Source organism: Paenibacillus sp. FSL R5-0486 (assembly GCF_037975155.1).
In the GTDB taxonomy this organism is placed as follows: Bacteria; Bacillota; Bacilli; order Paenibacillales; family Paenibacillaceae; genus Paenibacillus; species Paenibacillus amylolyticus.
Window position 1 is genome coordinate 3,294,217 of record NZ_CP150237.1, and the last position, 21,192, is coordinate 3,315,408.

22 protein-coding genes are annotated in these 21,192 nt (G+C 43.1%); 16 read left to right on the forward strand and 6 right to left on the reverse strand.

Going from position 1 to position 21,192, the window contains the following annotated elements:
* From MKY01_RS14770 to MKY01_RS14780, 3 genes are read left to right on the forward strand one after another with little or no spacing between them, the layout of a single operon-like run.
* Entirely contained in the window at positions 1–822 is an 822-nt protein-coding gene (locus MKY01_RS14770; protein WP_036608083.1) for an ABC transporter permease, read from the forward strand.
* Entirely contained in the window at positions 815–1,528 is a 714-nt protein-coding gene (locus MKY01_RS14775; RefSeq protein ID WP_036670852.1) for an ABC transporter ATP-binding protein, read from the forward strand. Before MKY01_RS14770 ends, MKY01_RS14775 begins: the two co-directional genes overlap by 8 nt.
* A gap of 2 nt (positions 1,529–1,530) precedes the next feature.
* A complete protein-coding gene (locus MKY01_RS14780) occupies positions 1,531–2,082 on the forward strand; it encodes a redoxin domain-containing protein (protein ID WP_339286817.1) in 552 nt (183 codons plus the stop codon).
* Between the two features lie 174 nt (positions 2,083–2,256).
* Here MKY01_RS14780 and metE read toward each other — a convergent pair whose 3' ends face one another.
* Positions 2,257–4,551 carry a 5-methyltetrahydropteroyltriglutamate--homocysteine S-methyltransferase gene (gene metE, locus MKY01_RS14785; protein WP_339286818.1) on the reverse strand — a complete coding sequence of 765 codons (2,295 nt, stop codon included), beginning with the start codon at positions 4,549–4,551 and terminating at the stop codon, positions 2,257–2,259.
* 680 nt (positions 4,552–5,231) lie between these two features.
* On the opposite strand from metE, the gene MKY01_RS14790 reads away from it, so the two are divergent.
* A complete protein-coding gene (locus MKY01_RS14790; RefSeq protein ID WP_339286819.1) occupies positions 5,232–5,855 on the forward strand; it encodes a hypothetical protein in 624 nt (207 codons plus the stop codon).
* 237 nt (positions 5,856–6,092) lie between these two features.
* Here the strand turns inward: MKY01_RS14790 and MKY01_RS14795 are convergent, their stop codons facing one another.
* Positions 6,093–6,758: an MBL fold metallo-hydrolase gene (locus MKY01_RS14795; RefSeq protein WP_339286820.1), complete on the reverse strand. Its 666-nt coding sequence runs from the start codon at positions 6,756–6,758 to the stop codon at positions 6,093–6,095.
* 205 nt (positions 6,759–6,963) lie between these two features.
* Between MKY01_RS14795 and MKY01_RS14800 the strand changes: the two genes are divergently transcribed.
* Positions 6,964–7,434, forward strand: coding sequence for a GNAT family N-acetyltransferase (locus tag MKY01_RS14800; protein WP_051449730.1), 471 nt, complete (start codon positions 6,964–6,966; stop codon positions 7,432–7,434).
* A 142-nt stretch (positions 7,435–7,576) separates the two neighbouring features.
* On the opposite strand, the gene MKY01_RS14805 is transcribed toward MKY01_RS14800, so the two are convergent.
* Positions 7,577–7,942 carry a helix-turn-helix domain-containing protein gene (locus MKY01_RS14805; RefSeq protein ID WP_026081085.1) on the reverse strand — a complete coding sequence of 122 codons (366 nt, stop codon included), beginning with the start codon at positions 7,940–7,942 and terminating at the stop codon, positions 7,577–7,579.
* Positions 7,943–8,047: 105 nt separating this feature from the next.
* Here MKY01_RS14805 and MKY01_RS14810 point away from each other — a divergent pair, with 105 nt between their 5' ends.
* Both MKY01_RS14810 and MKY01_RS14815 read left to right on the forward strand, forming a co-directional pair.
* Complete coding sequence (locus MKY01_RS14810; RefSeq protein WP_339286822.1) at positions 8,048–8,905, forward strand: arginase family protein; 858 nt, start codon at positions 8,048–8,050, stop codon at positions 8,903–8,905.
* Between the two features lie 144 nt (positions 8,906–9,049).
* Complete coding sequence (locus MKY01_RS14815; RefSeq protein ID WP_339286823.1) at positions 9,050–10,228, forward strand: MFS transporter; 1,179 nt, start codon at positions 9,050–9,052, stop codon at positions 10,226–10,228.
* Positions 10,229–10,315: 87 nt separating this feature from the next.
* Here the strand turns inward: MKY01_RS14815 and MKY01_RS14820 are convergent, their stop codons facing one another.
* Positions 10,316–11,128 carry an undecaprenyl-diphosphate phosphatase gene (locus MKY01_RS14820; protein WP_036608062.1) on the reverse strand — a complete coding sequence of 271 codons (813 nt, stop codon included), beginning with the start codon at positions 11,126–11,128 and terminating at the stop codon, positions 10,316–10,318.
* A gap of 210 nt (positions 11,129–11,338) precedes the next feature.
* Between MKY01_RS14820 and MKY01_RS14825 the strand changes: the two genes are divergently transcribed.
* From MKY01_RS14825 to MKY01_RS14845, 5 genes are all read left to right on the forward strand, one after another.
* On the forward strand, positions 11,339–12,367 hold the full coding sequence (locus MKY01_RS14825) for an ABC transporter substrate-binding protein (RefSeq protein ID WP_083677359.1): 1,029 nt from the start codon (positions 11,339–11,341) through the stop codon (positions 12,365–12,367).
* Between the two features lie 186 nt (positions 12,368–12,553).
* Positions 12,554–12,979: a MarR family transcriptional regulator gene (locus MKY01_RS14830; protein ID WP_017688556.1), complete on the forward strand. Its 426-nt coding sequence runs from the start codon at positions 12,554–12,556 to the stop codon at positions 12,977–12,979.
* Between the two features lie 137 nt (positions 12,980–13,116).
* Positions 13,117–13,761 (forward strand): SDR family oxidoreductase, encoded by a 645-nt coding sequence (locus MKY01_RS14835; RefSeq protein ID WP_339286824.1) that lies wholly within the window; start codon positions 13,117–13,119, stop codon positions 13,759–13,761.
* Positions 13,762–13,812: 51 nt separating this feature from the next.
* Complete coding sequence (locus MKY01_RS14840; protein WP_127548424.1) at positions 13,813–14,157, forward strand: rhodanese-like domain-containing protein; 345 nt, start codon at positions 13,813–13,815, stop codon at positions 14,155–14,157.
* Between the two features lie 112 nt (positions 14,158–14,269).
* A complete protein-coding gene (locus MKY01_RS14845) occupies positions 14,270–15,292 on the forward strand; it encodes an NADH:flavin oxidoreductase/NADH oxidase (RefSeq protein WP_315373191.1) in 1,023 nt (340 codons plus the stop codon).
* A gap of 133 nt (positions 15,293–15,425) precedes the next feature.
* Here MKY01_RS14845 and MKY01_RS14850 read toward each other — a convergent pair whose 3' ends face one another.
* Positions 15,426–16,349, reverse strand: coding sequence for an AraC family transcriptional regulator (locus MKY01_RS14850; protein WP_127548429.1), 924 nt, complete (start codon positions 16,347–16,349; stop codon positions 15,426–15,428).
* Positions 16,350–16,638: 289 nt separating this feature from the next.
* Between MKY01_RS14850 and MKY01_RS14855 the strand changes: the two genes are divergently transcribed.
* Positions 16,639–17,217, forward strand: a complete 579-nt coding sequence (locus MKY01_RS14855) for a TetR/AcrR family transcriptional regulator (protein ID WP_036608044.1) — start codon at positions 16,639–16,641, stop codon at positions 17,215–17,217.
* 100 nt (positions 17,218–17,317) lie between these two features.
* On the opposite strand, the gene MKY01_RS14860 is transcribed toward MKY01_RS14855, so the two are convergent.
* On the reverse strand, positions 17,318–17,737 hold the full coding sequence (locus tag MKY01_RS14860) for a MerR family transcriptional regulator (RefSeq protein WP_339286825.1): 420 nt from the start codon (positions 17,735–17,737) through the stop codon (positions 17,318–17,320).
* Between the two features lie 185 nt (positions 17,738–17,922).
* Here MKY01_RS14860 and MKY01_RS14865 point away from each other — a divergent pair, with 185 nt between their 5' ends.
* The 3 genes from MKY01_RS14865 to MKY01_RS14875 all read left to right on the forward strand — a co-directional run bounded on the left by MKY01_RS14865 (position 17,923) and on the right by MKY01_RS14875 (position 20,982).
* Positions 17,923–18,963: an NAD(P)-dependent alcohol dehydrogenase gene (locus MKY01_RS14865; protein ID WP_339286827.1), complete on the forward strand. Its 1,041-nt coding sequence runs from the start codon at positions 17,923–17,925 to the stop codon at positions 18,961–18,963.
* 186 nt (positions 18,964–19,149) lie between these two features.
* The gene (locus MKY01_RS14870) at positions 19,150–19,623 is read left to right on the forward strand and encodes an HIT family protein (protein ID WP_127548433.1); all 474 of its coding nucleotides are present in this window, start codon (positions 19,150–19,152) and stop codon (positions 19,621–19,623) included.
* A 105-nt stretch (positions 19,624–19,728) separates the two neighbouring features.
* On the forward strand, positions 19,729–20,982 hold the full coding sequence (locus tag MKY01_RS14875) for a hypothetical protein (RefSeq protein ID WP_339286829.1): 1,254 nt from the start codon (positions 19,729–19,731) through the stop codon (positions 20,980–20,982).
* Positions 20,983–21,192: the final 210 nt, after the last annotated feature.

Here is a 21,192-nt window from a genome sequence, read left to right on the forward strand (position 1 = left end):
ATGTCAGATATGATACAGATTGCAAGACGAGAAGTGAAAATGGGATTTCGCAATCCTTGGGCGTATTCGTTTCTGATCCTTTTTTGCACATTTAGCTTAAGCTTGTTACTTCTGAATTCGCAGAATCTGGTTGAAGGATATTCGGGCACAACAGGTTCGATGTTGAATCTCATTCTTTACCTCTTACCATTAATGACGCTGTTCCTCGGTTCCTTCTCACTAACATCCGAAAAGGAAGACGGTAGCTGGCAACTGCTGTCCACGTATCCCATTGGCACGATGTCTTTTATTGTGGGCAAGTATCTTGGGCTGTCGATTGTTTTAATTACCATTGTTGCGTTTGGATACGGCCTGATGGGGGTTATTAGCGGAGTAATCGGGAATCCACTGGATGCCGTGACATATCTTCTCTTTCTGGCATTTTCTTGTGGACTGGTGTTGTTATTCCTGACGTTGGCGCTATTTATCGGTTCGTTGTCGCGCAATCGGTGGCAGGCGTTAACCATATCCGTGACCGTATGGTTTTTCGCAGTCATTGGATGGCCGACCTTATTGCTCTCTGTGCTGGGACTGATGCCTTATCTATGGGTGAAACCGCTGCTGATTATACTAACGCTCATCAATCCGGCCGAGCTGGTGCGATTGTTTGTAGTCATCAAACTGGGAGGCGGCTCCATTCTTGGACCAGAATATTATCGATGGGTGGAGTGGGTGCAACAACCAAGTGGCAGTTGGATCTTCATCGGGATATGCCTATTCTGGATTGCCTTCTCTGTCCTAGCGGTATACGCGATCTGGGAGAGGGGGCGTTCTCATGGATAAAGTGGGACTCGAAGTGATGGGATTGTGCAAATCCATTAAAAAGCAACCAATTGTTGAGGATATCTCCTTTCGCATTACTTCAGGCCAAGTGCTTGCCCTCTGTGGAGGGAATGGTGCAGGAAAGAGCACGGTACTGCGTATGATCGCAGGAATTCTTCGGCCTACCTCCGGTGAGGTTGCGGTGAACAATGTGCGATGGTTGAAGGAGCGCAAGCGTTATTCAGAGCAGATTGGATATATGCCGGACGATTATCAATTTAATCAAGGACTGAGTGCGGAGGAAATGCTTCTGTTCTGGGCTTCTCTGAGGAAAGTTCCCAAGGAGAGAGTACAGGAAGTACTGACCATGGTAGGTTTGGAGGATCAAAAGAAAAACCGGGTTACGACCTTCTCCAAAGGCATGCGCCAACGTGTGTTATTCGCCCAGGCTGTGCTGTCGAAACCTCCACTGCTCATCATGGATGAGCCAACGAATGGATTGGACCCATTCTGGATGCAGGAATTAACTCAGCTACTCAAGGGCATCAAACAGGAAGGCCACATGGTCGTGTTCTCGACCCATCAGCTGGAGATCGCAGACGATATTGCGGATCAGGTGATATTCATGAACCATGGACGTAATGTTGGAGAGGGCTCTACTCACGACTTTTGTGATCAATTCGGTTCGCTCCATGCAGCATTTCATCAAAGTCTTGGTTTAAAGTGAAGGTGAGTTTATTGCAGAAGAAGAGTTTTAAAAGTAGACGTACACTTACAATTTTGATTGGTGTGATCGCATTGTTAGTTGGTACATGGGCTATTTTCGAAAATGTATCGACACCCGAATCTCAGCGAGGTAACGCCATTGAAGCTGGTGCCGTGGCCCCTGAGTTCACAGCGGTTAATTCAGAAGGCGAACAAGTCAGACTGTCCGATTATCGGGGCAAAGCCGTGATGATTAACTTTTGGGCTTCATGGTGCACACCTTGTGTAAGGGAGATGCCGCTCGTTCACCAGATTGCTCAGGACTATCAGAATGACGTGGAAACCCTGTTTGTTAACGTGGGGGAATCGAAGGGCACGATTCGTGAGTTTATGGATAAGCAGGCATTTGATTTCCCGGTGATCATTGACGTGACAGGCAACATATCAGGCATGTATCTGATTACAGGTTTACCGGCAACGATGGTTATTGATAAGGACGGAGAGTTCCGTCATATATTGCTCGGTGAACTGACCGAAGATACACCATTGCAGCAATGGCTGAAAGATAGTATCTAGTTGTAAGCGTTGGATGGTGAGAAAAGGGGCAGGAACGCCAGAGATCGCCATGTTACAAGTGAAATGAATTTGCGTTAAAAGTAACTACAAAAAGTAACCAGATAAAAAGCCGGACACCCATTTAACGAAGGGGTGTCCGGCTTTACTTTTGAAGTTATGCTGCTTCGCAGCCGATTACAATACAGCAGCTGAAGCGTGATTGTTACGAGCGATTCTGGTTGCGTCAACCATGTTACGCAGAGAAGCTACCGTTTCTTCCTGTCCACGGGTTTTTAATCCGCAGTCCGGGTTAATCCAGAACAGCTTCGGATCAAGAACACGCAGGGCACGTTCAATCATGCTGCTCATTTCATCCACACTCGGAACTCTTGGGCTATGGATATCATATACGCCAAGACCGATACCGAGCTCATACGTATTTTCTTCAAAACTATGAATCAGTTCACCGTGACTACGGGATGTCTCAATGGAGATAACATCCGCATCCATAGCTTCAATGGAATCAATCATGTCATGGAATTCGCAATAGCACATATGCGTATGGATTTGAGTCGTTTCATGCACCGTGCACGTGGAGATACGGAACGCTTTGACTGCCCAAGCCAGGTAATCGGCTTGTTCATTTTCTTTCAGCGGAAGCCCTTCACGAACAGCTGGCTCGTCAACCTGGATCATACCAATGCCTGCCTGTTCAAGTGCTTCGACTTCCTGTCTCAACGCATACGCCAATTGATAGGCAATCTGCTCACGAGCAATGTCTTCGCGTACGAATGACCAGTTCATGATGGTAATCGGGCCAGTCAGCATGCCTTTAACAGGACGCTCTGTCTGCGATTGAGCATATTTCGTTTCTTCGACAGTCATTTCACCCGTAAATGCAACATCACCGAAGATAATAGGTGGCTTCACGCAACGTGAACCATATGATTGTACCCATCCAAACTGTGTAAAGGCAAAGCCGGCCAGCTTCTCGCCAAAGAATTCAACCATGTCGGTACGCTCAAACTCACCATGTACCAATACGTCAATTCCGATCTCTTCCTGAATCTTAATCCAGATATCAATCTGCTCCCGGATGAAGGCAGCATACTGTTCGTTGTTCAACTCACCCTTGCGCCACAACTGACGTGCTTTTCTGACTTCGGCAGATTGTGGGAAACTACCAATCGTTGTTGTCGGGAAGAGTGGCAATTGCCATTTGGCCTGTTGAGCTTCATGACGCTCTGCAAAAGGACGGGAGCGCTCCGGCTGTTGAACACTGATGGAAGCAACGGCTTTCTGTACAGCGGTACGGTTTCGATCTTCGGATTGCTGAAGCGCTTGAAGGGTAAGCTCTGCTTCGTCTATTTTGGCGGTAATCTCTGCACTTGGTGAAGATAAGGCTGTAGTCAAAAGAACAATCTCATCCAGCTTTTCATCTGCAAATGCAAGTGCATTTTTCAGTTCAGATGAAAGTTTTGCCTCACGGTCTGTGGTTACTGGCACATGCAGCAGGCTGCAAGATGATTGCACGATGATACGTTCAGGTGTCACGAACTCAGTTAATTCATTCAGCAAATTCAGTTTTGTCTGAAGGGAAGCTTTCCAGATCCCACGTCCATCAATAATACCTGCACCGAGCACTTTGTCTGCCGGGAAACCGGATGTCCGAATAGATTGTGTGTTACCAGAGAGTCCGTGTACAAAATCAAGTCCTACACCTTGAACTGGCAGTGCAACAATGTCGTTGTAGTTTTCAACAGATTCAAAGTACGTTTGCAGCATGATATTCAGGCCTGGAACGGCTGCTGCAAATGTTTCATATATTTTATTCAGACGCTGTACGTCTTCATCGCTTAATTTGGTTACCAGAATAGGTTCGTCGACCTGCACCCACTGAACGCCTTCGCTAGCAAGTTCCTGAAGCAATTGAGTATAGAGTGGAAGCAAGCGGTCCAACCAAGCGTCTGTCTCGGATTTATCATAGCCTTTGGAGAGCTTTAGGAAGGTTAACGGTCCAACAATAACCGGCTTGCCTTCAATGCCGAGTTTTTCTTTTGCTTCACGATAAGCGACAAGTGGCTTGTTCTCCGTCAGAGTTGGGGAAGCCCCGTCCAGTTCAGGTACAATGTAGTGATAGTTCGTGTTGAACCATTTGGTCATTTCGCTTGCTGCGGCATCTTTTGTTCCCCGAGCAATACCATAATATACGGACAACGGAACGGAACCACCATCATAAGCAAATCGTTTAGGGATAATGCCAAACATCACAGCTGTATCCAGGATATGATCATAATAGCTAAAGTCATTCACTGGAATGATGTCGATGCCTTTTGCTTGTTGCTTGCGCAAATGATCGATGCGGATCTCTTGCAAACGTGCGTGAAATTCTGTTTCCTCCAGCTTACCTGCCCAGAACGCTTCCAACGCTTTCTTCCATTCCCGATCAGCACCAATACGCGGATATCCCAATACACTACTTTTTGTCATCGTTTAAAACCCCTCTGCTTTTATGTTACACAAAATTTATCACAGATCCGGAGTTATAATGTAATTCCATTAAATTATACCTAGTTATAGCCTGAGGCTATATCCAAAGGTGTGTGCTATATAAGTTGAACTAACGAGTATTTACACTTGCCACTCCGATGACAGAATAACCTTCCAACTCAGCTAAGGATAAATAATAGATCATAATCATATTTTGTATGCTTTTGCATTCACTCGGAATAATAGAAATTAAAAAAGGTTGATGAGTATGGGATTTCAAAAACGACTTTTTCACTTTATACTTGCAACAACATTAATGATAAATAGTATTTCCCTATACACAGATGTTACATATGCAGATCCTGAGAGCGAACAGGAAGAAAACTATAAGCCATTAGCACTTACGATGCTCAACCCATACATTTACCATGAGATTACCAACTATTATCAGGCAAATCATATGCCGGTCCCTAGCTATGGGCTATATGATATCCATGTATTGGAACTTAAAAGGCGCACAAAAGGTGGTTATAATTTTCGAACGGTTCTGGAAGTCAGAACGTTTTACGGTCCACATAACCCGCCATATGGGAAAGAGATCATTACGTTTGAAATAGACCCCACTAATGTTACAATGGTGAGCTATGTTCATACGAATGATTGAAAGGAAGGCGGTACGCATGAATCTGTATCATATCCAGTCCACCGTGCACGGAATCAACAGAGTAACATCCTTTTTGGAAGACAATTATATTGGTATTGCTTGGTCAGGTACAGGGGATCTGGAGCAAACGCCCCGGGAACTATGGAAGGAACTGTTGGTTCAACACTATCCCTTGGATGAAGCAGAATTGGCGAGCACACTCGCGACATTACATATGTTTGGTAACCTCATGCAGGATGGAGATTATGTATTAATTAGCGATGATGAATGGACGTATGTTGGGGATATCGGGGATTATTATTACGACGATTCCGCTGGCACAGAAAACGACTTGATCTGTCACCGTCGGGGAGTTACATGGTTGGGTCGTATTCCTCTCGCTGAGCTGAATGACAAAGTGCAGGCACTGCAAAATGATTCAGCCATCCTTGCGAAGTTTGAGTATCCCATATCACAAGCACAGCTGGATCGAGGTCTTGCAGTCAGTATAACAGCCGAAGCAACGCACTCTCTCTCAACAGGGGTAGATGAAGCCACGATTCAGACAGCTCTCCAGGTGCTGAGAGAAGCGTTACACAGTGAAGAAGAAGAGTTGCGAATTCGTGCGGCTACAGCCATTTTGCAGTATGCCAAACAATAGGAAGACTATGCATAATTATAGAGAATTATAGTGGCATATACAGGATTTATTCGCTAAACAACCAATTGAAATATTATTAAGAAGCAGAGCGTTCGCCTACAAGCTTTCTGCAAGAAAGCTACATCGGAAGCATGCGCTATCCTCGGATTTCCCCTTTTAAAGACGGAATAAAAAAATCTGGGGATAACAGCGATCGGAAGGTTGTTCTGTCATCGGAGTGTCCAGTGTAAATATTCGTTAGTTCATTTTATATAGCTCTGAGATCTGTTCATTTATATTCCTATGACTTAGTCCACCGTGATAACAAACCACAGATGAAATGTCGAGTTCGATATACTTTTTCAAAGAGATTCGAGCAGTCTCTGTATCCAGCGTAGTAGGTTCATGAATGCCTCCAAGCATGCCGTCTACACTGTACATTGAATCTCCGGCGATGAGCGTCTTGCTGTCCATCAAATATAGACTGATATGACCTGGCGTATGACCAGGTGTATGAATAACGCGAATTCCACCGCAAAACGGCAGTTCCTGACCATCAGTAACCGTTTCATCTATTTTTCCCATTGGAGGATGTTCAAGGTGAGCATCTTTGAGAAGAGGGAGCTGCCCCTCAATATATGGTTTATCCAGCTCATGCGCATATATCTTGACTTGTGAGCCACACTCCTGCAAAATCTCGGGAAGACACCCGATATGGTCCACATCCTGATGCGTCAAAATCACTGCTTTCAGTTGGCTGATCGGCACACCAATCTTTTCGAGTGCGATACACAAATCGTCATATTGTCCAGGGAATCCGGTATCAATTAACACAACCATTTCTTCATCCCATATCAGCACAGGGTGAATTATATTCCCCTCAAAATCAAGCTGAAGCATCGTTATTCCTTTTGAAATTTCCATAATATCAGACCTCCGAGAGTTGAAATTCATATACATCGTTGCTCGTTATATTTCTTATGTAAACGAATAAAGACTGCAAAAAGATACGTTCGGTTGCTTATAGAAATATTCAATGAATGGGGGAATTGACGCTTGGTGTTGGGAATGATAATTTAGATATATCATTTAAACCAATAAGTCCAATAAGATAAAGGGGGTATGTGGGATGACACATATCGTGCATGCAGCAGCTGAAGATATTCGGAGCGAGGATTCGCTACTATTGATCAAGGAACTGAGTGAAGAACTCGGTTTGTTATATGGTGGTGATGGAACTGCAGGATTTCAACTGTCAGACGTTGAGGTGCCCCGTGCGGCTTTTATCGTTGCCAGGATCGACGGGTATCCGGTTGGTTGCGGAGCACTTAGACCCCTTGATGAAACATCTGTAGAAGTTAAACGCATGTATACACGCAATGGTTACCGCCGTAAGGGGATTGCCCAGGCTATATTGGCCGAGGCAGAGCGTCTTGCGAACGAACTTGGTTATACCAATCTGAAACTGCAAACAGGTCCCTTGCAACCAGAAGCTGCAGCGCTGTATGAGCGTGTAGGGTATTATCGAATTCCTGTTTTCAGTGGCAATTGGGACAGAGTGTTGGCCTATCAGAAAGATCTGGTACACGAAAAAGTATAATTCTACGAATCACAGCTTTTATTTACTGAACGGACAGAGGAACACAAGATAAAAGTAAAAAAGTCGCCGATTGGCGACTTTTTGCATTTTAACATACTCCATTTACTCCAATTATCTCATCTGAAAATATAGACAAAAGCGTTCAATCCGTTGCGCTATTATTGATCGAAGGTTCCTGATGTTGAACACCCCATTCGCATAGTCCTTCCAAAACGGGCAATAACGTTTCAGCTTTGGCTGTCAGACGGTACTCGACTTTAGGAGGGACTTGAGGGTACTCTTTCCGTTCGACCATACCATCTGCTTCCAATTCTTTGAGCTGTGAACTCAGCGTTTTATACGTGATAGCGCCGATCTGTCTTTTAAGTTCATTGAAGCGGACAGGCTGGTTATCAGCGAGAAGATACATAATCACCATTTTCCATTTGCCACCAATGACAGACAACGTATATCCAAAAGGGGTATCTTGAATGTTTTTAACTTTACCGTGGTATTCAGCCATACTCATCATTTACACTATCCTTCCGGGTAGTACCTATCATAAAAGACCGTACTATTTATTTGTTTGGGCTCAGTTTATACTAACCTTACTTTGAAGTAAAGGGGATTTACGATGACTCAAAAAACAATACGTCTGCTTATGCCACAATGGCAAGGTGGAGATAATCCAAACTACTCATTTGGAGCGGAGTTGCTTGCATGGCTTGCACCTGACAATGATCAACCTCTCATTCATGTTCCTGTTGAGGCTTATGATGGAACATCTCTGGTAAGCGAGAACGGGATAAAAGGCAGAGCACCGCTACTTCAGCAATTGCAGGCTGCCCAGCATATTATTCAAGCTCACCAGCCCGATCGCATTGTCATGTTTGGCGGTGACTGTTTGGTTGAACAAGCCCCGTTTGCTTATTTAAATGAACGATATGGCGGAGAACTTGGTTTGATATGGATTGATGCACATGGTGATCTGGTTAGATACGAGGGCTATGACAACGGTCATACTTTACCGCTTGGGAACCTTCTTGGGGAAGGCGATCCGGAGTTTGCCAAACATGTGAGTGTCCCTTTGAAGCCCGAACATGTCTTCATGGCCGGGTTGACAACCCCCACGGAACAGGAAACCGAAGTGATTCAAAGATTGGGTATCCGAACGGCTGGAACTGAAGAATTAACCCATGGCATGGATTCGATTAAGAAGTGGATTAAAGAGATTGGTATCAAACATCTGGCAATTCACCTTGATCTGGATGTGCTTGATCCTAACATGTTCCGTTCATTGTTATTCGCTAAACCAGGGGAACCTTATGTTTTTTCACCAGCGGGAACCATGCAAATACTTCACTTGCTTCGTCTGATCAAAGAACTGTCTGAAGAAACAGATGTAGTTGGATTAGGGATAACTGAGCATATGCCGTGGGATGCCATTAACTTGAAGAATTTGCTTGGAGAAATACCTATCCTGAACCAGTGATATAGGTAATAAGTCACCAGAATATATCAGAATACTGATATAAGGAGTCAAAATATAGGAAGATTACAGATAAAAATATCAATATTATTATATGGGTGGTTCGACGAGAATCAGAAATTAAACAAACTGAGGAGAGACACCCAGATGGTCACGTTATTGTTAATCATTATTTATCTCGCATTTATAGGGCTGGGATTACCTGATGCTTTACTTGGCAGTGCCTGGTCCGTTATGAAAAACGATATACATGCGACAACAGAAATGGCTGGTTACATATCGCTAATCATTTCATTTAGTACAGTAGTGTCCAGTCTAACGGCCAGCCGATTGTTACACCGGTTCGGAACGGGTAAAGTCACAGTATTCAGTATCCTCTCAACAACGATCGCGCTGTTGGGATTCTCATTCTCTGAGAATTTTGTGTTTTTACTGATTCTGGCGATCCCTCTCGGCTTAGGTGCAGGTTCGGTGGATGCGGCACTAAGTAATTATGTAGCCTTGCATTTCAAGGCCAAGCATATGAACTGGTTGCATTGTTTCTGGGGAATTGGCGCAGTGACAGGCCCACTCGTTATGGCATATTGGCTGAATCAAGCAAACAACTGGCGTGCAGGATACGTTACTGTGGCGTTGATTTTGCTTGGGATCGTGGTGGTCTTATTATCAACTTTGTCTCTATGGAAGATTTTTGAGAAGGGAAGAGTAGAGGGTTCAGGCGATGAGAAGAAACGCGTAAGCAACCGTGAGGCCATACGTATCCCCGGCGTGAAAATGTCGATGATTGCGATGCTCTGTTACAACGGTTCCGAAACTGCTGCCGGTCTGTGGATGGCTTCTTTCTTCATTGTTAGCAAAGGAGTTTCTCCAGGCACTGCCGCAGCACTATCCTCTCTATTTTTCATTGGCATTATCTTGGGACGTGTAATCTCAGGTTTTCTTTCGACTCATGTATCCAGCAAAAATCTCATCAGATATGGTGGAATCGTCGGATGCTTCGGATTAGTTATCCTGGTTATGCCGATTCCTTACTGGATTGCCGCAGGGGCTTTATCTATCGTGGGATTGGGCGGAGCACCGATCTATCCGAGTATTGTTCATGCGACACCGGAACGCTTCGGTGAGAAGGCATCCCCAAGTGTAATTGGACTTGAAATGGCCAGTGCCTATACAGGTTCAACACTCATCCCGTTAGGTATGGGACTTATAGCCAGCCAATGGGGAATGTCAATGGTACCCCTGATCCTGCTGATTCTGTTCAGTGTTATGTTCGCGGCTACAGAGCTGGTTAACAGAAGCAACAAGGCTACGCGCCTGACCGTCTAGCTCTTGCTATAGGTCATTAAGGTTCTGCCACTATACAACAAAGGAACAACCATCGCTGGTTGTTCCTTTTGGTGTGTGGACTATTTTTTATAAGAAGATCAGTAACAATGTTCCTGCAGCAAAACAGTAATACGAAAAGTATTTCAGATTGCCTTTGGCCATAATGCCCATAAACCATCTCATGGAGAAATACGTGACAAAGAGTGTCGTGATGAATGCGATCAGATAAGGGATAGCCAGTTGTGATCGATTCGGATCATTGGCAATGTCGGATACCCCCATGATAAGTCCGCCAATACTGATGGGAATGTACAGCATAAAGGAGAACTTCAAAGCTGTTTCCTGTTTCATGCCAACAGCGATGGACGCAATTACAGTTGCCCCTGAGCGGCTAATGCCCGGAATAAGAGCGACCGCCTGAGCCAGACCTACCAACAATGCATCTTTCGTAGACAGATCTCCGTCTTGCTTGCGACCACGAAGATTACGAATAAGCCACAAGGCAACCCCGGTGATTAATAGTGCGATGGAAACGGTATATACGGATGAGAAAATTTCTTCAATCCGATCTTTGAACAGGACCGCAACGACAGCAGCAGGGATCGTACCAATAATTATGTATAAGCAAAACATGAAGTCTGCTCGATATTCTTCTTTACGAGTACGCAGGTAACCTAATGCACCAATAATCAACTTTTTGATATCTTCCCGGAAAATAAAAATAATAGCGATAAGTGATGCTGTGTTTGTTAAAATCTCAAATGACAATCCATTCTGCTTGATGCCCATAAGTTTCTGGGCGATGATCAGATGACCGCTTGAGGAGACGGGGATTGGCTCCGTCGCACCTTGAACAATACCTAAAAACAAATACTTTAACCACAATATAATCTCTTCCATGTTGTCCTCCTTGATTACGTTTCATTGGCTTTTCAAAACTCTCTTTTTTAAAAAAAGTGAATGGTTTACTCTATTGATGATAGCTGTTTAACTTGGTGACTTGCAAGTTAGAGTTCATAGAGGGGGTGAAGTAAACATAGCTTGTCAAATCCTGCATAGCATGATATCGTTGATAACGATTATCAATATCAACGAAAAGGTGGGTTTATTTTGCGTAAACAGATAAAATCAATATGGATCATGATGGCACTTATCTTGCTGATTGTACTTAGTGCATGTGGTCAGTCTGCGACGACCAATAGTACAACCGGGGACAGCACGAATGCGGCTACGGAGACAGAAACCAAGACGGACTCGGATTCAGCTTCTTCCGCTGATAAAGCGGCAACTGCCGAAGAGGAACTTGTTACATATCAATCGGATGCAGGCGAAGTACAGGTACCGAAGAATCCTAAGCGCATTATTGATTTGACATCATTTTCGACAGGCTACTTTGTTGCCCTGGATGCACCGGTAGTCGGCGCTTTATCAGGAGCGATGAACAACAAATATATCAAGGATCAACTTGCAGCAGCGGGCACCAGTGATCTGGGTCAAGAGCCTACACCAGAGAAACTAATCAGTTTAAAACCTGACTTATTTATCGTGTACACTGGAACAGAGGGCATCGACAAGCTGGAGCAGATTGCGCCTGTTGTACAGATTGCATATGGTAAGCGCAATTTCAAGGATCTAATGCTTGAAATGGGTAAGCTCACCAATAGAGAAGACGCAGCGAAAGCTTGGAATGCTAAATGGGAAGCGAAGATCAACGAACTGAAGCCCAAGGTTCAGGAAGCTGTAGGCGATCGTACCGTTTCCATACTGAATCCATACGCCAAAGGATTATTTGTATTTGGTCATAACTATGGTCGAGGTGGTGAAATTATTTACGGGGAGTTTGATCTCAAGGCACCAGCCAAGGCCCAAGCTGAAGCGATTGACAGCGGAACTGGATGGGCTTCAATCTCCATGGAACTATTACCGGAGTATGCGGGGGATATCATCTTCACCAGCCCGTGGTCGGGAGATACAACCGATCCCAAGATCGTATATGACAATACATTATGGAAGAACTTGCCTGCGGTGAAGGCAAATCATGTGTTCCAGCTTGATCCGACTTCAGACTCGTACAACGATCCGTTAACGTTGGAAGGTCAGCTTCAATTTATTTCCGATAGCCTGCTTACCGCGAAGTAAGATTAGACTGCATAAATGGTAATACTGGAGCATTTCTAAACGTCGGTACAAGACGGGGAAATGCTCTTCTTATGAGCTTAGGATGTTATATACGTCGAACTTGGATGGGTTTTGACCAATGTAATTAAGCTTGATACAATAGGATAACAGCTGATGAAAATTAAATATCAAGTGGGGTGATCTAGATTGCAGCAAAAGAGTGAACGTTTGAATGTTTGGTTGGCTTTCTCTAACATTCATACCCATCTGAACGAGAAGCTGGAACAAGCTCTGCTTCAACAATATGACTTATCTTTGAAGGAATTTTATGTGTTAAACTTCATATATAATGCGGAGGGTAAGGAATTACGCCTACAGCAACTTCAAGAACTAGTAGGCTTGAGCCAAAGTGCTACTTCCAGGCTCGTCGTTAGGATGGAAGCCAAAGACTGTGGGGCTCTGGAAAGACATGCATGTGAAGATGACCGGCGTGGCATTTACACTCGAATTACGGAGCTTGGAGAGAATAAATATAAGAAAGCACTTCAAACGTTTAATCAGGTCTTGCAAACTGAATTGGAACAGGATGGATTTGAGACTCGATTAGAGAACCTCACTAAAGAATTGTTCTAAGGCTAGGGTGAATATAGGGTAATGTAGTCATTTACCCTATAAGAAGACTTGACACTCATTAATATATCCGTTAAATTAAATGCATGCGCATGAATTTAATATGGATGCGGTGATTTTGTATAAAGGAGGTATTGAACATGAGGGTGTTCGTCGTGGGATCAAATGGACAGATTGGTCAACAACTTATTCATCTTTTGAAGAATAGTGAAGAACACACCGTTCTTGCCATGGTACGAAAACAAGAACAGGTAGATTCATTTGCAGCACAGGGTGTGGAAACGGTTCTTGCCGACTTGGAAGGTACGGTTGACTCACTTGTAGCTGCTGCAACGGGTTGTGATGCCATTGTATTTGCGGCTGGTTCTGGCGGTACAACGGGATATGATAAAACACTCCTGATTGATCTGGATGGTGCCGGGAAAACCATTGAAGCGGCTCAAAAAGCGGGTATTGATCGATTTATCATGGTGAGTGCGATCCAAGCCAATAATCGTGAGAACTGGCATGATAACATCCTTCCATATTATGTAGCGAAACACTATGCTGATAAATTGTTAGAGATCAGTGGATTAACATATACCATTATACGTCCAGGGATTCTAATGAATGAACCGGGAACAGGTAAAGTTACTGTTGCTGAGAATATAACAACCGGTAACATTGCTCGTGAAGATGTGGCTCATGTAATTTTGGCCAGTTTGAGTGAGAAGAATACGTACAAACGTTCATTTGATCTAATCGCTGGTGAGGATACAATATCTGAGGCATTGAGTGGGCTCTGATCCGAAACAAAATTTTCAACGATATCTGATGAGTTAAGAGAGGGCTATACAATGATTATGTTGATGCTTTTGACCTTCATATTAGGTATCTTCATCGTTGTACGTCAATTTTGGCCAGTGCGCAATCTTGAATATATAGATTATCAAGTATTTCTCAGACAAGAGCGTGATTTTCGGCAGTATAAAGTGATCGATATTCGAGATGCGACGGATTATATGGTTAATCCTACTCCGGATACGATTAACATCTCATTGGGGCGCCTTGCTTTCACATGGGAAAAATACCTTCTTCGAGAAGATAACGTAATTATAATGTCACCTGGTATGCTTCAATCCAAAAAGGCTGTTCGTATTTTGCGAAAGCATGGATTTGAATGTCTTTATGTGATGAAGTAAAAGATATATGTGAGTTCCAAATCATACGGAGTTATTAATTGTAGGCATTGATTCGATGCTTGCGCATGCATTTTTGTTATTCATGATTCATGAAAAGGGGAGTTTTATTTTGATGACAGATTTGTTTAGTCCATATTCTTTTAAAAGCCTAGAGCTTAAAAACCGTGTTGTAATGGCTCCAATGTGCCAATATTCAGTTGAGCAAAAAGATGGTATTGCAACAGATTGGCATTATATGCACTACGTTAGTCGTGCCGTGGGAGGAACAGGTCTCATTATCATTGAAATGACAGATGTGGAGCCTGATGGCCGAATCTCAGATTATGATCTTGGGTTATGGTCAGATGAACAGATCCCGGCTCTGAAGCGGATCGTAGATGCGTGTCACAGTTATGGTGCCAAGGTCGGTATCCAGATTGCTCATGCGGGCCGCAAAGCAGAAGATGCTGAGGTTCCAGTTGCTCCGTCCGCGATCGCCTTTGATGAGAATTCCAAGCAACCTCGAGCGCTTACAACGGACGAAGTAAAAGGAATGGTTGAGAAATTCCGTAGTGCAGTAGCGCGTGCTGTGAAAGCTGGTTTTGATGCGATTGAGCTTCATGGCGCACATGGATATCTGATTCATCAGTTCCATTCTCCACTAACAAACAAGCGAGAAGACGAATATGGTCAAGATTTAACGTTATTCGGCCGGGAGATCATTCAGGCTGCAAAGGCAGAGATGCCCGAGGATATGCCCTTGATGATGCGTATTTCAGCCAAAGAATACGTCGAAGGTGGCTATGGCATTAACGAAAGTTCTGAGTTTGCCAAGGCTTATAAAGAGGCAGGTGTTGACGTATTTGACATCTCATCTGGTGGCGAGGGACCTATTGGTGCATCGGGCAGACCAGGAACTCACGCAGCTTATCAAGTACCTCTCGCTAAAGCAATCAAAGAAGCTCTTGATGTGCCTGTGATTGCTGTTGGAAGGCTGGATGATCCGAAATTGGCGAATGCAGTCATCGGAAATGAAGAAGCTGATCTCGTTGCAGTTGGCAGAGGTCTGTTAAGAAATCCTTACTGGGCCTTGGAAGCTGCGTCTGCTTTGCGCAAGACAACGGACGTTCCAAAACAATATACAACTGGTTTTTAATGTATTAATAATTTAACGATTAAATGATCTTCATTAATACAGAAATAAGAAAGGACTCCTCTAATAAAACAGAAGGAGTCCTTTTTGAGGTTAAACTAGACAAGGTAAAGGAACGATATTAGCCAGTAACCAGTCAAGAGATGGTAGTCGGCTCATCGCTTCCGCCTCTCAAGCGTTTAATATCTTCTCTGGGCGGAAATCCGAACATGCGAGAATATTCACGGCTGAATTGGGAAGGGCTCTCGTAACCTACCTGAAATGCTACATCTGCTGCATCGGTGGACTTGGATAATAACAAGCGGCGCGCTTCTTGCAGCCTCAATTGTTTTTGAAACTGAATCGGACTCATGGCAGTCACTTCTTTAAAGTGTCTGTGTAGCGAGGCAGTACTCATATTTGCCAAATCCGCCAATTCCTCAACCCGAAAATTTTGCTCAGAGTGATTCATAATATATTCAATAACGTTTCTGATTCGATAGGTATGGCTGCCTTCCATGGTAGCTTGTTCTAGTGCAATCCCATGTGGGCCTTTCAGAACTTTATAGAGAATTTCCTTTTTGAACAAAGGTGCGAGTAGTGGGATATCTTCCGAATGATCTTCCAACAAACGTGCTAATCTGACGACTGCATCCAGCAGAGACGGCTCAGCTTGGCTGACAAACATCGCACGTCTCGTTGTTTTCCGCGGTCTTGCTGGGAAATCGGAATGGTTCAATACCTCCAGAATCTCACTGGATGTGAATTCAAGCTTCAGGGCCAGATAGGGAGCCTCAGACGAGGCTTGAATTACTTGTCCACTAACCGGCAAGTCAACGGTTGCCACGATATAACTTCCTGGACCATACCGGAAACGATCCTGTCCCAGCAGGACCTCTTTTTCACCCTGAACGATAATGCAAAAGGATGGTTCATTCACTCTAAATATAGGTTCAGTAACGACCGATTCACGGATTAGAAATAATGAAGGGATTGCCGTAGGATGTACCCCATCCTTGTCAGAATAACGATCAATGAGTGTGGCTAATTCGTTTTGTTGTTCATGTATTTGATCAGACATGCAAAGTTCTCCTTTTTTCCTCACAACATAATAATCACATTCTATCGTATATTGACCGAAGGCGGTAGAAAACGGATAGGAATAGGAAAATATTTGATGTGAATGGATAAGACATTCTGATTGCTGGTTACATAATCACAAGTACACAGGTCATGATATACAACAAGTACAGAAGATATACACTTACGGTTCAGCTAATACATGATCAGGTGAGAATGAGAAGGGTATCTGCATCTTTTATTTACTGATCGTTCCCGATGTGTTAGATTGATTTTGGGAGGGAAGTCGAATGGCTAGAAGTAAAGAGTTTGAAGTGAACGAAGTATTGGATAAAGCAATGAAGATCTTCTGGGAACAAGGTTACGAGAAAACGTCGATGAGTGACCTGGTTGAGCATATGGGAATTCATCGCAGAAGTATATATGATACATTTGACGACAAACATTCGCTGTTTTTGCAGGCAATGGATCGTTACAGAGGTAAGGTCAGCACCACATTACTTGCAGAAATCAAGGCATCCAAGACGGCAGTGGAAGCACTGCATAAAATCTTCGAAGTTATGATCAGTGAAGTAGAGGATACGCCATCGGGATGCTTAATCGTGAACTCCGCCGTAGAGCTAGGCACACGCGATCCGGACGTGGATACGCGATCTCTTGATTCATTTAATGAAGCAGAGCAGATGTTTGAGCAACTCATTCAATGGGGGCAGCGGGAGGGAGAATTCTCCTCTGATCATGATGCGAAGGAAATGGCAGAGTACCTGCACAATATTTCTGTCGGCATCAGAGCCATGGCAAGAACCTCGACGGATAAGGAAAAATTAAACCGGATTATCCATGTAACGATGAAACTTTTGGAAAAATGATGAGTAGAGACATACCCAAAAAAGTAGCTTGAAATCCGTTAGAGGACTTCAAGCTACTTTTTTTTGTGCGCTAATTTTAGAAAATAGAAAGCATGAACCATCAATTGGTGATGGCATTTTCCATCGATTTAATTTTATGAATCTCTTCGGTCCCAGCCTCCAAAGCTGTTTCGTAGTAGGAGCGTTTGTGCTCGATGACTTCCATGGTTCTTCTTAGTTCCTCCATTTGCGCTTCCACAATAGCTTTTCGCTCCGTAAACATGTCATATCTTTGCTTCAGCGAGGAGTCCCCTTCAGAGCACCATTCAATGAAGTCTTTAATGTCTTTAATAGGCATGCCGGTCAGCTTCAGACATTGGATGATCTTTAGAAAGTCAATGTCGGAGTCTTTGAACAAACGTGTTCCACTTGTGGTACGTTCCACAAAAGGCATGAGTCCTTCCTTGTCGTAGTAACGCAATGTATATACCGTAAGGTCTAATTTTTTGGCAACTTCACCGATTGAATAGGTCATTTTCATAAAATTCCTTTCTACTGGGGCTAGACTTCGAGTTAACTCTAGGATGATCAGAGTGAATTCTACCATGCTGCATACAACATGTCAAAGTACGTTGGAGATAAAAAAAGTAAGATAAACATTTGACCTAGAGTTAACTAGAGGGAGTAAGATTATTTTGAACTTTAAATTACTAGGAGGTTATCCCATTGATTATAGCTAAAGCCAGAGCCGTTGACGGACCAGACCAACAATTCAGAAGTGCTGAAATTAAACGACGTGATCTGGATACTAATGATGTATTAATTGAGATTAAATATGCTGGTATCTGCCATTCTGACATCCATACTGCCCACGGTGAATGGGGCCCTGTGAATTATCCACTTGTTCCTGGACACGAGATTGCCGGGATTGTAACCGATGTAGGAACAGGGGTCTCCAAATATAAAGTCGGTGATCGAGTAGGAGTCGGATGTATGGTTGACTCTTGTGGCGAGTGTGATAACTGCCGCAAAGGTGAAGAGCAATACTGTCTCAAAGGAAATATTCCTACTTACGCTGGTGTAGACAAATACGGTGAGCCTACGCAAGGTGGATATTCAACTCACATTGTTGTCGTAGAGGATTTCATCGTGCGCATCCCTGATAACATTACACTTGATGCTGCTGCACCTTTGCTGTGTGCCGGTATTACGACGTATTCACCACTTCATCACTGGGGAGCTGGCCCAGGTAAGAAGGTTGCCGTTGTAGGTATGGGTGGTCTAGGTCATATGGCTGTCAAAATTGCACATGCGATGGGTGCCGAAGTAACGGTTCTCTCCCAATCCTTGAGCAAAAAAGAAGATGGACTGCAATTTGGTGCAGATCACTACTTTGCCACAAGTGAACCGGAAACATTCGAGAAACTTGCAGGCACATTTGATCTGATGATTAACACGGTAAGTGCGAATATTGACATTAACGCTTATTTCTCACTGCTCACACTGGATGGTACTCTGGTGAACGTGGGTGCTCCTGCAGAGCCTTTAGCTGTTAACGTATTTTCTCTTATCGGCCATCGCCGTTCATTCGCGGGTTCCATGATTGGTGGCATTCGTGAGACACAGGAAATGCTTGATTTCTGTGCAGAACATGATATTGCACCTAACATTGAGGTCATCTCCGCTGACCAGATTGACGAAGCTTACAAACGTGTACTGGCTTCCGACGTGAAATATCGCTTTGTTATTGATATCAGCACCATGTAATTGTGAAGTGTGCAATAGTGATAGTTAAAGATAGAAAAAAGCAGCTGCCGCCAAGGTCAGCTGCTTTTTGCTTTTCAGTTTGTTAATTGCTGATCATTCTACAACCCGTGCTCTTTTCGCAACGAACAGAAGATACCTGCGTCTAATAACTAGTGAAGTAAACATGAAAGGAGTGGAATGAGAAAGATGACAGTATCATTTTCACATCAGCCTGAAGGGTACGAATGTCCATTTTGTCGTATTTGGGGTATCGAGCGACCTGATCAGGGAACAAAACAAAGGGATATCATCTATCAGAATGAAATGGTAACGGCATTTATAGCGGGCAAATGGTGGCCAAACAACAAAGGACATGTTCTTATTGTTCCGAATCAACATTTCGAGAACATCTTTGAACTCCCTGCGGATTACGCTGTTGAAATTCACCTCGCGGCTCAGCTTACAGCATTTGCAATGAAAAGTACATATGAATGTGATGGGATTTCGACACGGCAACATAATGAACCTGCTGGCAATCAAGACGTCTGGCATTATCATCTCCATGTTTACCCTAGATACGTAAATGATCAACTTTATCTGACAAACGGTTCGCAGTCCGATCCAGATGAACGCGCTTTCTATGCGGATAAGTTGCGTTCTTGGATAAAGGAAAACATTTAAGGTCTAGAAGGAGATGAATCTGAGACCCTATGTTATATTTGATCAGAAGTAAGCTACATTAGGATATTCTTTGTAACGAAAAAATCATAAGATAAGAGAAGGGCTGTGCCAGTATTGAAAGGTAAGATATCTAAAAGGTTGATAGCAATTTTCGTAGTTTTCACATTGTATTTAGCCAGTACAAATCAGATGTACGCAGAATTCACCGAATTAAGCTTAGAGGAGCACGGAGGGCTACAGCAAGACTGGGTACATACTCTTCCTAAAGAATTTAATTATCTGAACTTTGAACTAGGATACAATCCTCAAGACAGTATTAACCATGCTGCTCAGCTTGTCATGCTAAACCCGGGTACTTTGTCTGGTAATAACTTCGGCCTATACACGATAAATAATAAGACAGGGAAAATTGCCTGGGCGTACGACATAAAAAATAAAGTGAAAAATTTTTACCCTTTGAATCACGCTTGGTTCTACAACGAGAGCGGCAGTATATTCTATCAGTATTCTACGAATCACGGGAAAACATTTAACATTCTTAGTTTGGATTCGAAAGGAAAGCGTTTATTCGAGAAGAAGGATTTAAGTTTCTCAAATATCTATCCTTATAAAAACGGAATTGTTCTACAACAAACAGATTATCTTAAAAATCAGTCTCGTTTTATCACATTAAATTCCAAAGGAATAACGACAAGCGAAACTGTGTTAGGTTATAAAACTGAAGTACTGACTTCTGGTTATGTACTCCATTTTGTAGGTGAGAATAAAATCGAGGTTTTCAAAGATGTAACCTCTTTGAAAAATCCATTATTTACATTTAACTCCAAAAAGTTTGGTGGATTCTACGTTGCGGGTTATCATCAATTAAGTGGCGGTACATTAATTGTAGAATATGCAAGATCCAATTCATATGGTGGACAGAAATTAATGGCTTATGGAGTTAATGGTAAACTCAAATGGGAAACCGTGCTTGATAGAAACATGAACATTTCTATGCATTCAACCGGAAGTAAACTATTAATCGATAACAAATCTGAACACAGTATCACTTTATATGATCATAACTTCAAAAAGCTGTTTTCTCGTGCGTATGAAGGAGAGCTTAATTTTAATGGTTTAATGAGATCCTATCGAAACGATAGCTATATTGAGTATACAAGCTTTGGAACCATTAATGACAAATGGGGAGAGAGGTATACCTTAATGAAAGATAATGGAGACATAATACTTAGTAAATACTTTGTTTTAGATGATGTGCATAAGAGTAACTTTGCTTATGACTCGTCCGAAAATGTGGTCTATCGCACCATGGTTAGCGACTACCGATATAATCTGATTAAATACAAGGTAACTAAATAGTAGTTGTAGTACCGTTGATAATAACAATCAACGGTTTTTTTTATATTCTATGAAGGTTCAATATTTATTTGGATGAAGGTATGCAGTTCAATCCTGTTTTAAACATTGTAAAAAAACTATTAAGAGTCATTGTTATCACATATTCTTTTTGCATTAAAGCAACCGACAGGTGTTTATGAATTTGATATTCATGATAGAATGAGTTTGAAT

Excerpts from the sequence above, each read along its gene's own strand:
- metE (WP_339286818.1), bottom strand. The coding sequence starts at position 4,551 with ATGACAAAAAGTAGTGTATTGGGATATCCGCGTATTGGTGCTGATCGG.
- MKY01_RS14810 (WP_339286822.1), top strand. The coding sequence starts at position 8,048 with ATGACTCAAAAAACAATACGTCTGCTTATGCCACAATGGCAAGGTGGA.
- MKY01_RS14835 (WP_339286824.1), top strand. The coding sequence starts at position 13,117 with ATGAGGGTGTTCGTCGTGGGATCAAATGGACAGATTGGTCAACAACTT.
- MKY01_RS14795 (WP_339286820.1), bottom strand. The coding sequence starts at position 6,758 with ATGGAAATTTCAAAAGGAATAACGATGCTTCAGCTTGATTTTGAGGGG.
- MKY01_RS14775 (WP_036670852.1), top strand. The coding sequence starts at position 815 with ATGGATAAAGTGGGACTCGAAGTGATGGGATTGTGCAAATCCATTAAA.
- MKY01_RS14820 (WP_036608062.1), bottom strand. The coding sequence starts at position 11,128 with ATGGAAGAGATTATATTGTGGTTAAAGTATTTGTTTTTAGGTATTGTT.
- MKY01_RS14870 (WP_127548433.1), top strand. The coding sequence starts at position 19,150 with ATGACAGTATCATTTTCACATCAGCCTGAAGGGTACGAATGTCCATTT.
- MKY01_RS14805 (WP_026081085.1), bottom strand. The coding sequence starts at position 7,942 with ATGAGTATGGCTGAATACCACGGTAAAGTTAAAAACATTCAAGATACC.
- MKY01_RS14815 (WP_339286823.1), top strand. The coding sequence starts at position 9,050 with ATGGTCACGTTATTGTTAATCATTATTTATCTCGCATTTATAGGGCTG.
- MKY01_RS14845 (WP_315373191.1), top strand. The coding sequence starts at position 14,270 with ATGACAGATTTGTTTAGTCCATATTCTTTTAAAAGCCTAGAGCTTAAA.
- MKY01_RS14840 (WP_127548424.1), top strand. The coding sequence starts at position 13,813 with ATGATTATGTTGATGCTTTTGACCTTCATATTAGGTATCTTCATCGTT.
- MKY01_RS14855 (WP_036608044.1), top strand. The coding sequence starts at position 16,639 with ATGGCTAGAAGTAAAGAGTTTGAAGTGAACGAAGTATTGGATAAAGCA.
- MKY01_RS14770 (WP_036608083.1), top strand. The coding sequence starts at position 1 with ATGTCAGATATGATACAGATTGCAAGACGAGAAGTGAAAATGGGATTT.
- MKY01_RS14800 (WP_051449730.1), top strand. The coding sequence starts at position 6,964 with ATGACACATATCGTGCATGCAGCAGCTGAAGATATTCGGAGCGAGGAT.
- MKY01_RS14860 (WP_339286825.1), bottom strand. The coding sequence starts at position 17,737 with ATGAAAATGACCTATTCAATCGGTGAAGTTGCCAAAAAATTAGACCTT.
- MKY01_RS14790 (WP_339286819.1), top strand. The coding sequence starts at position 5,232 with ATGAATCTGTATCATATCCAGTCCACCGTGCACGGAATCAACAGAGTA.
- MKY01_RS14850 (WP_127548429.1), bottom strand. The coding sequence starts at position 16,349 with ATGTCTGATCAAATACATGAACAACAAAACGAATTAGCCACACTCATT.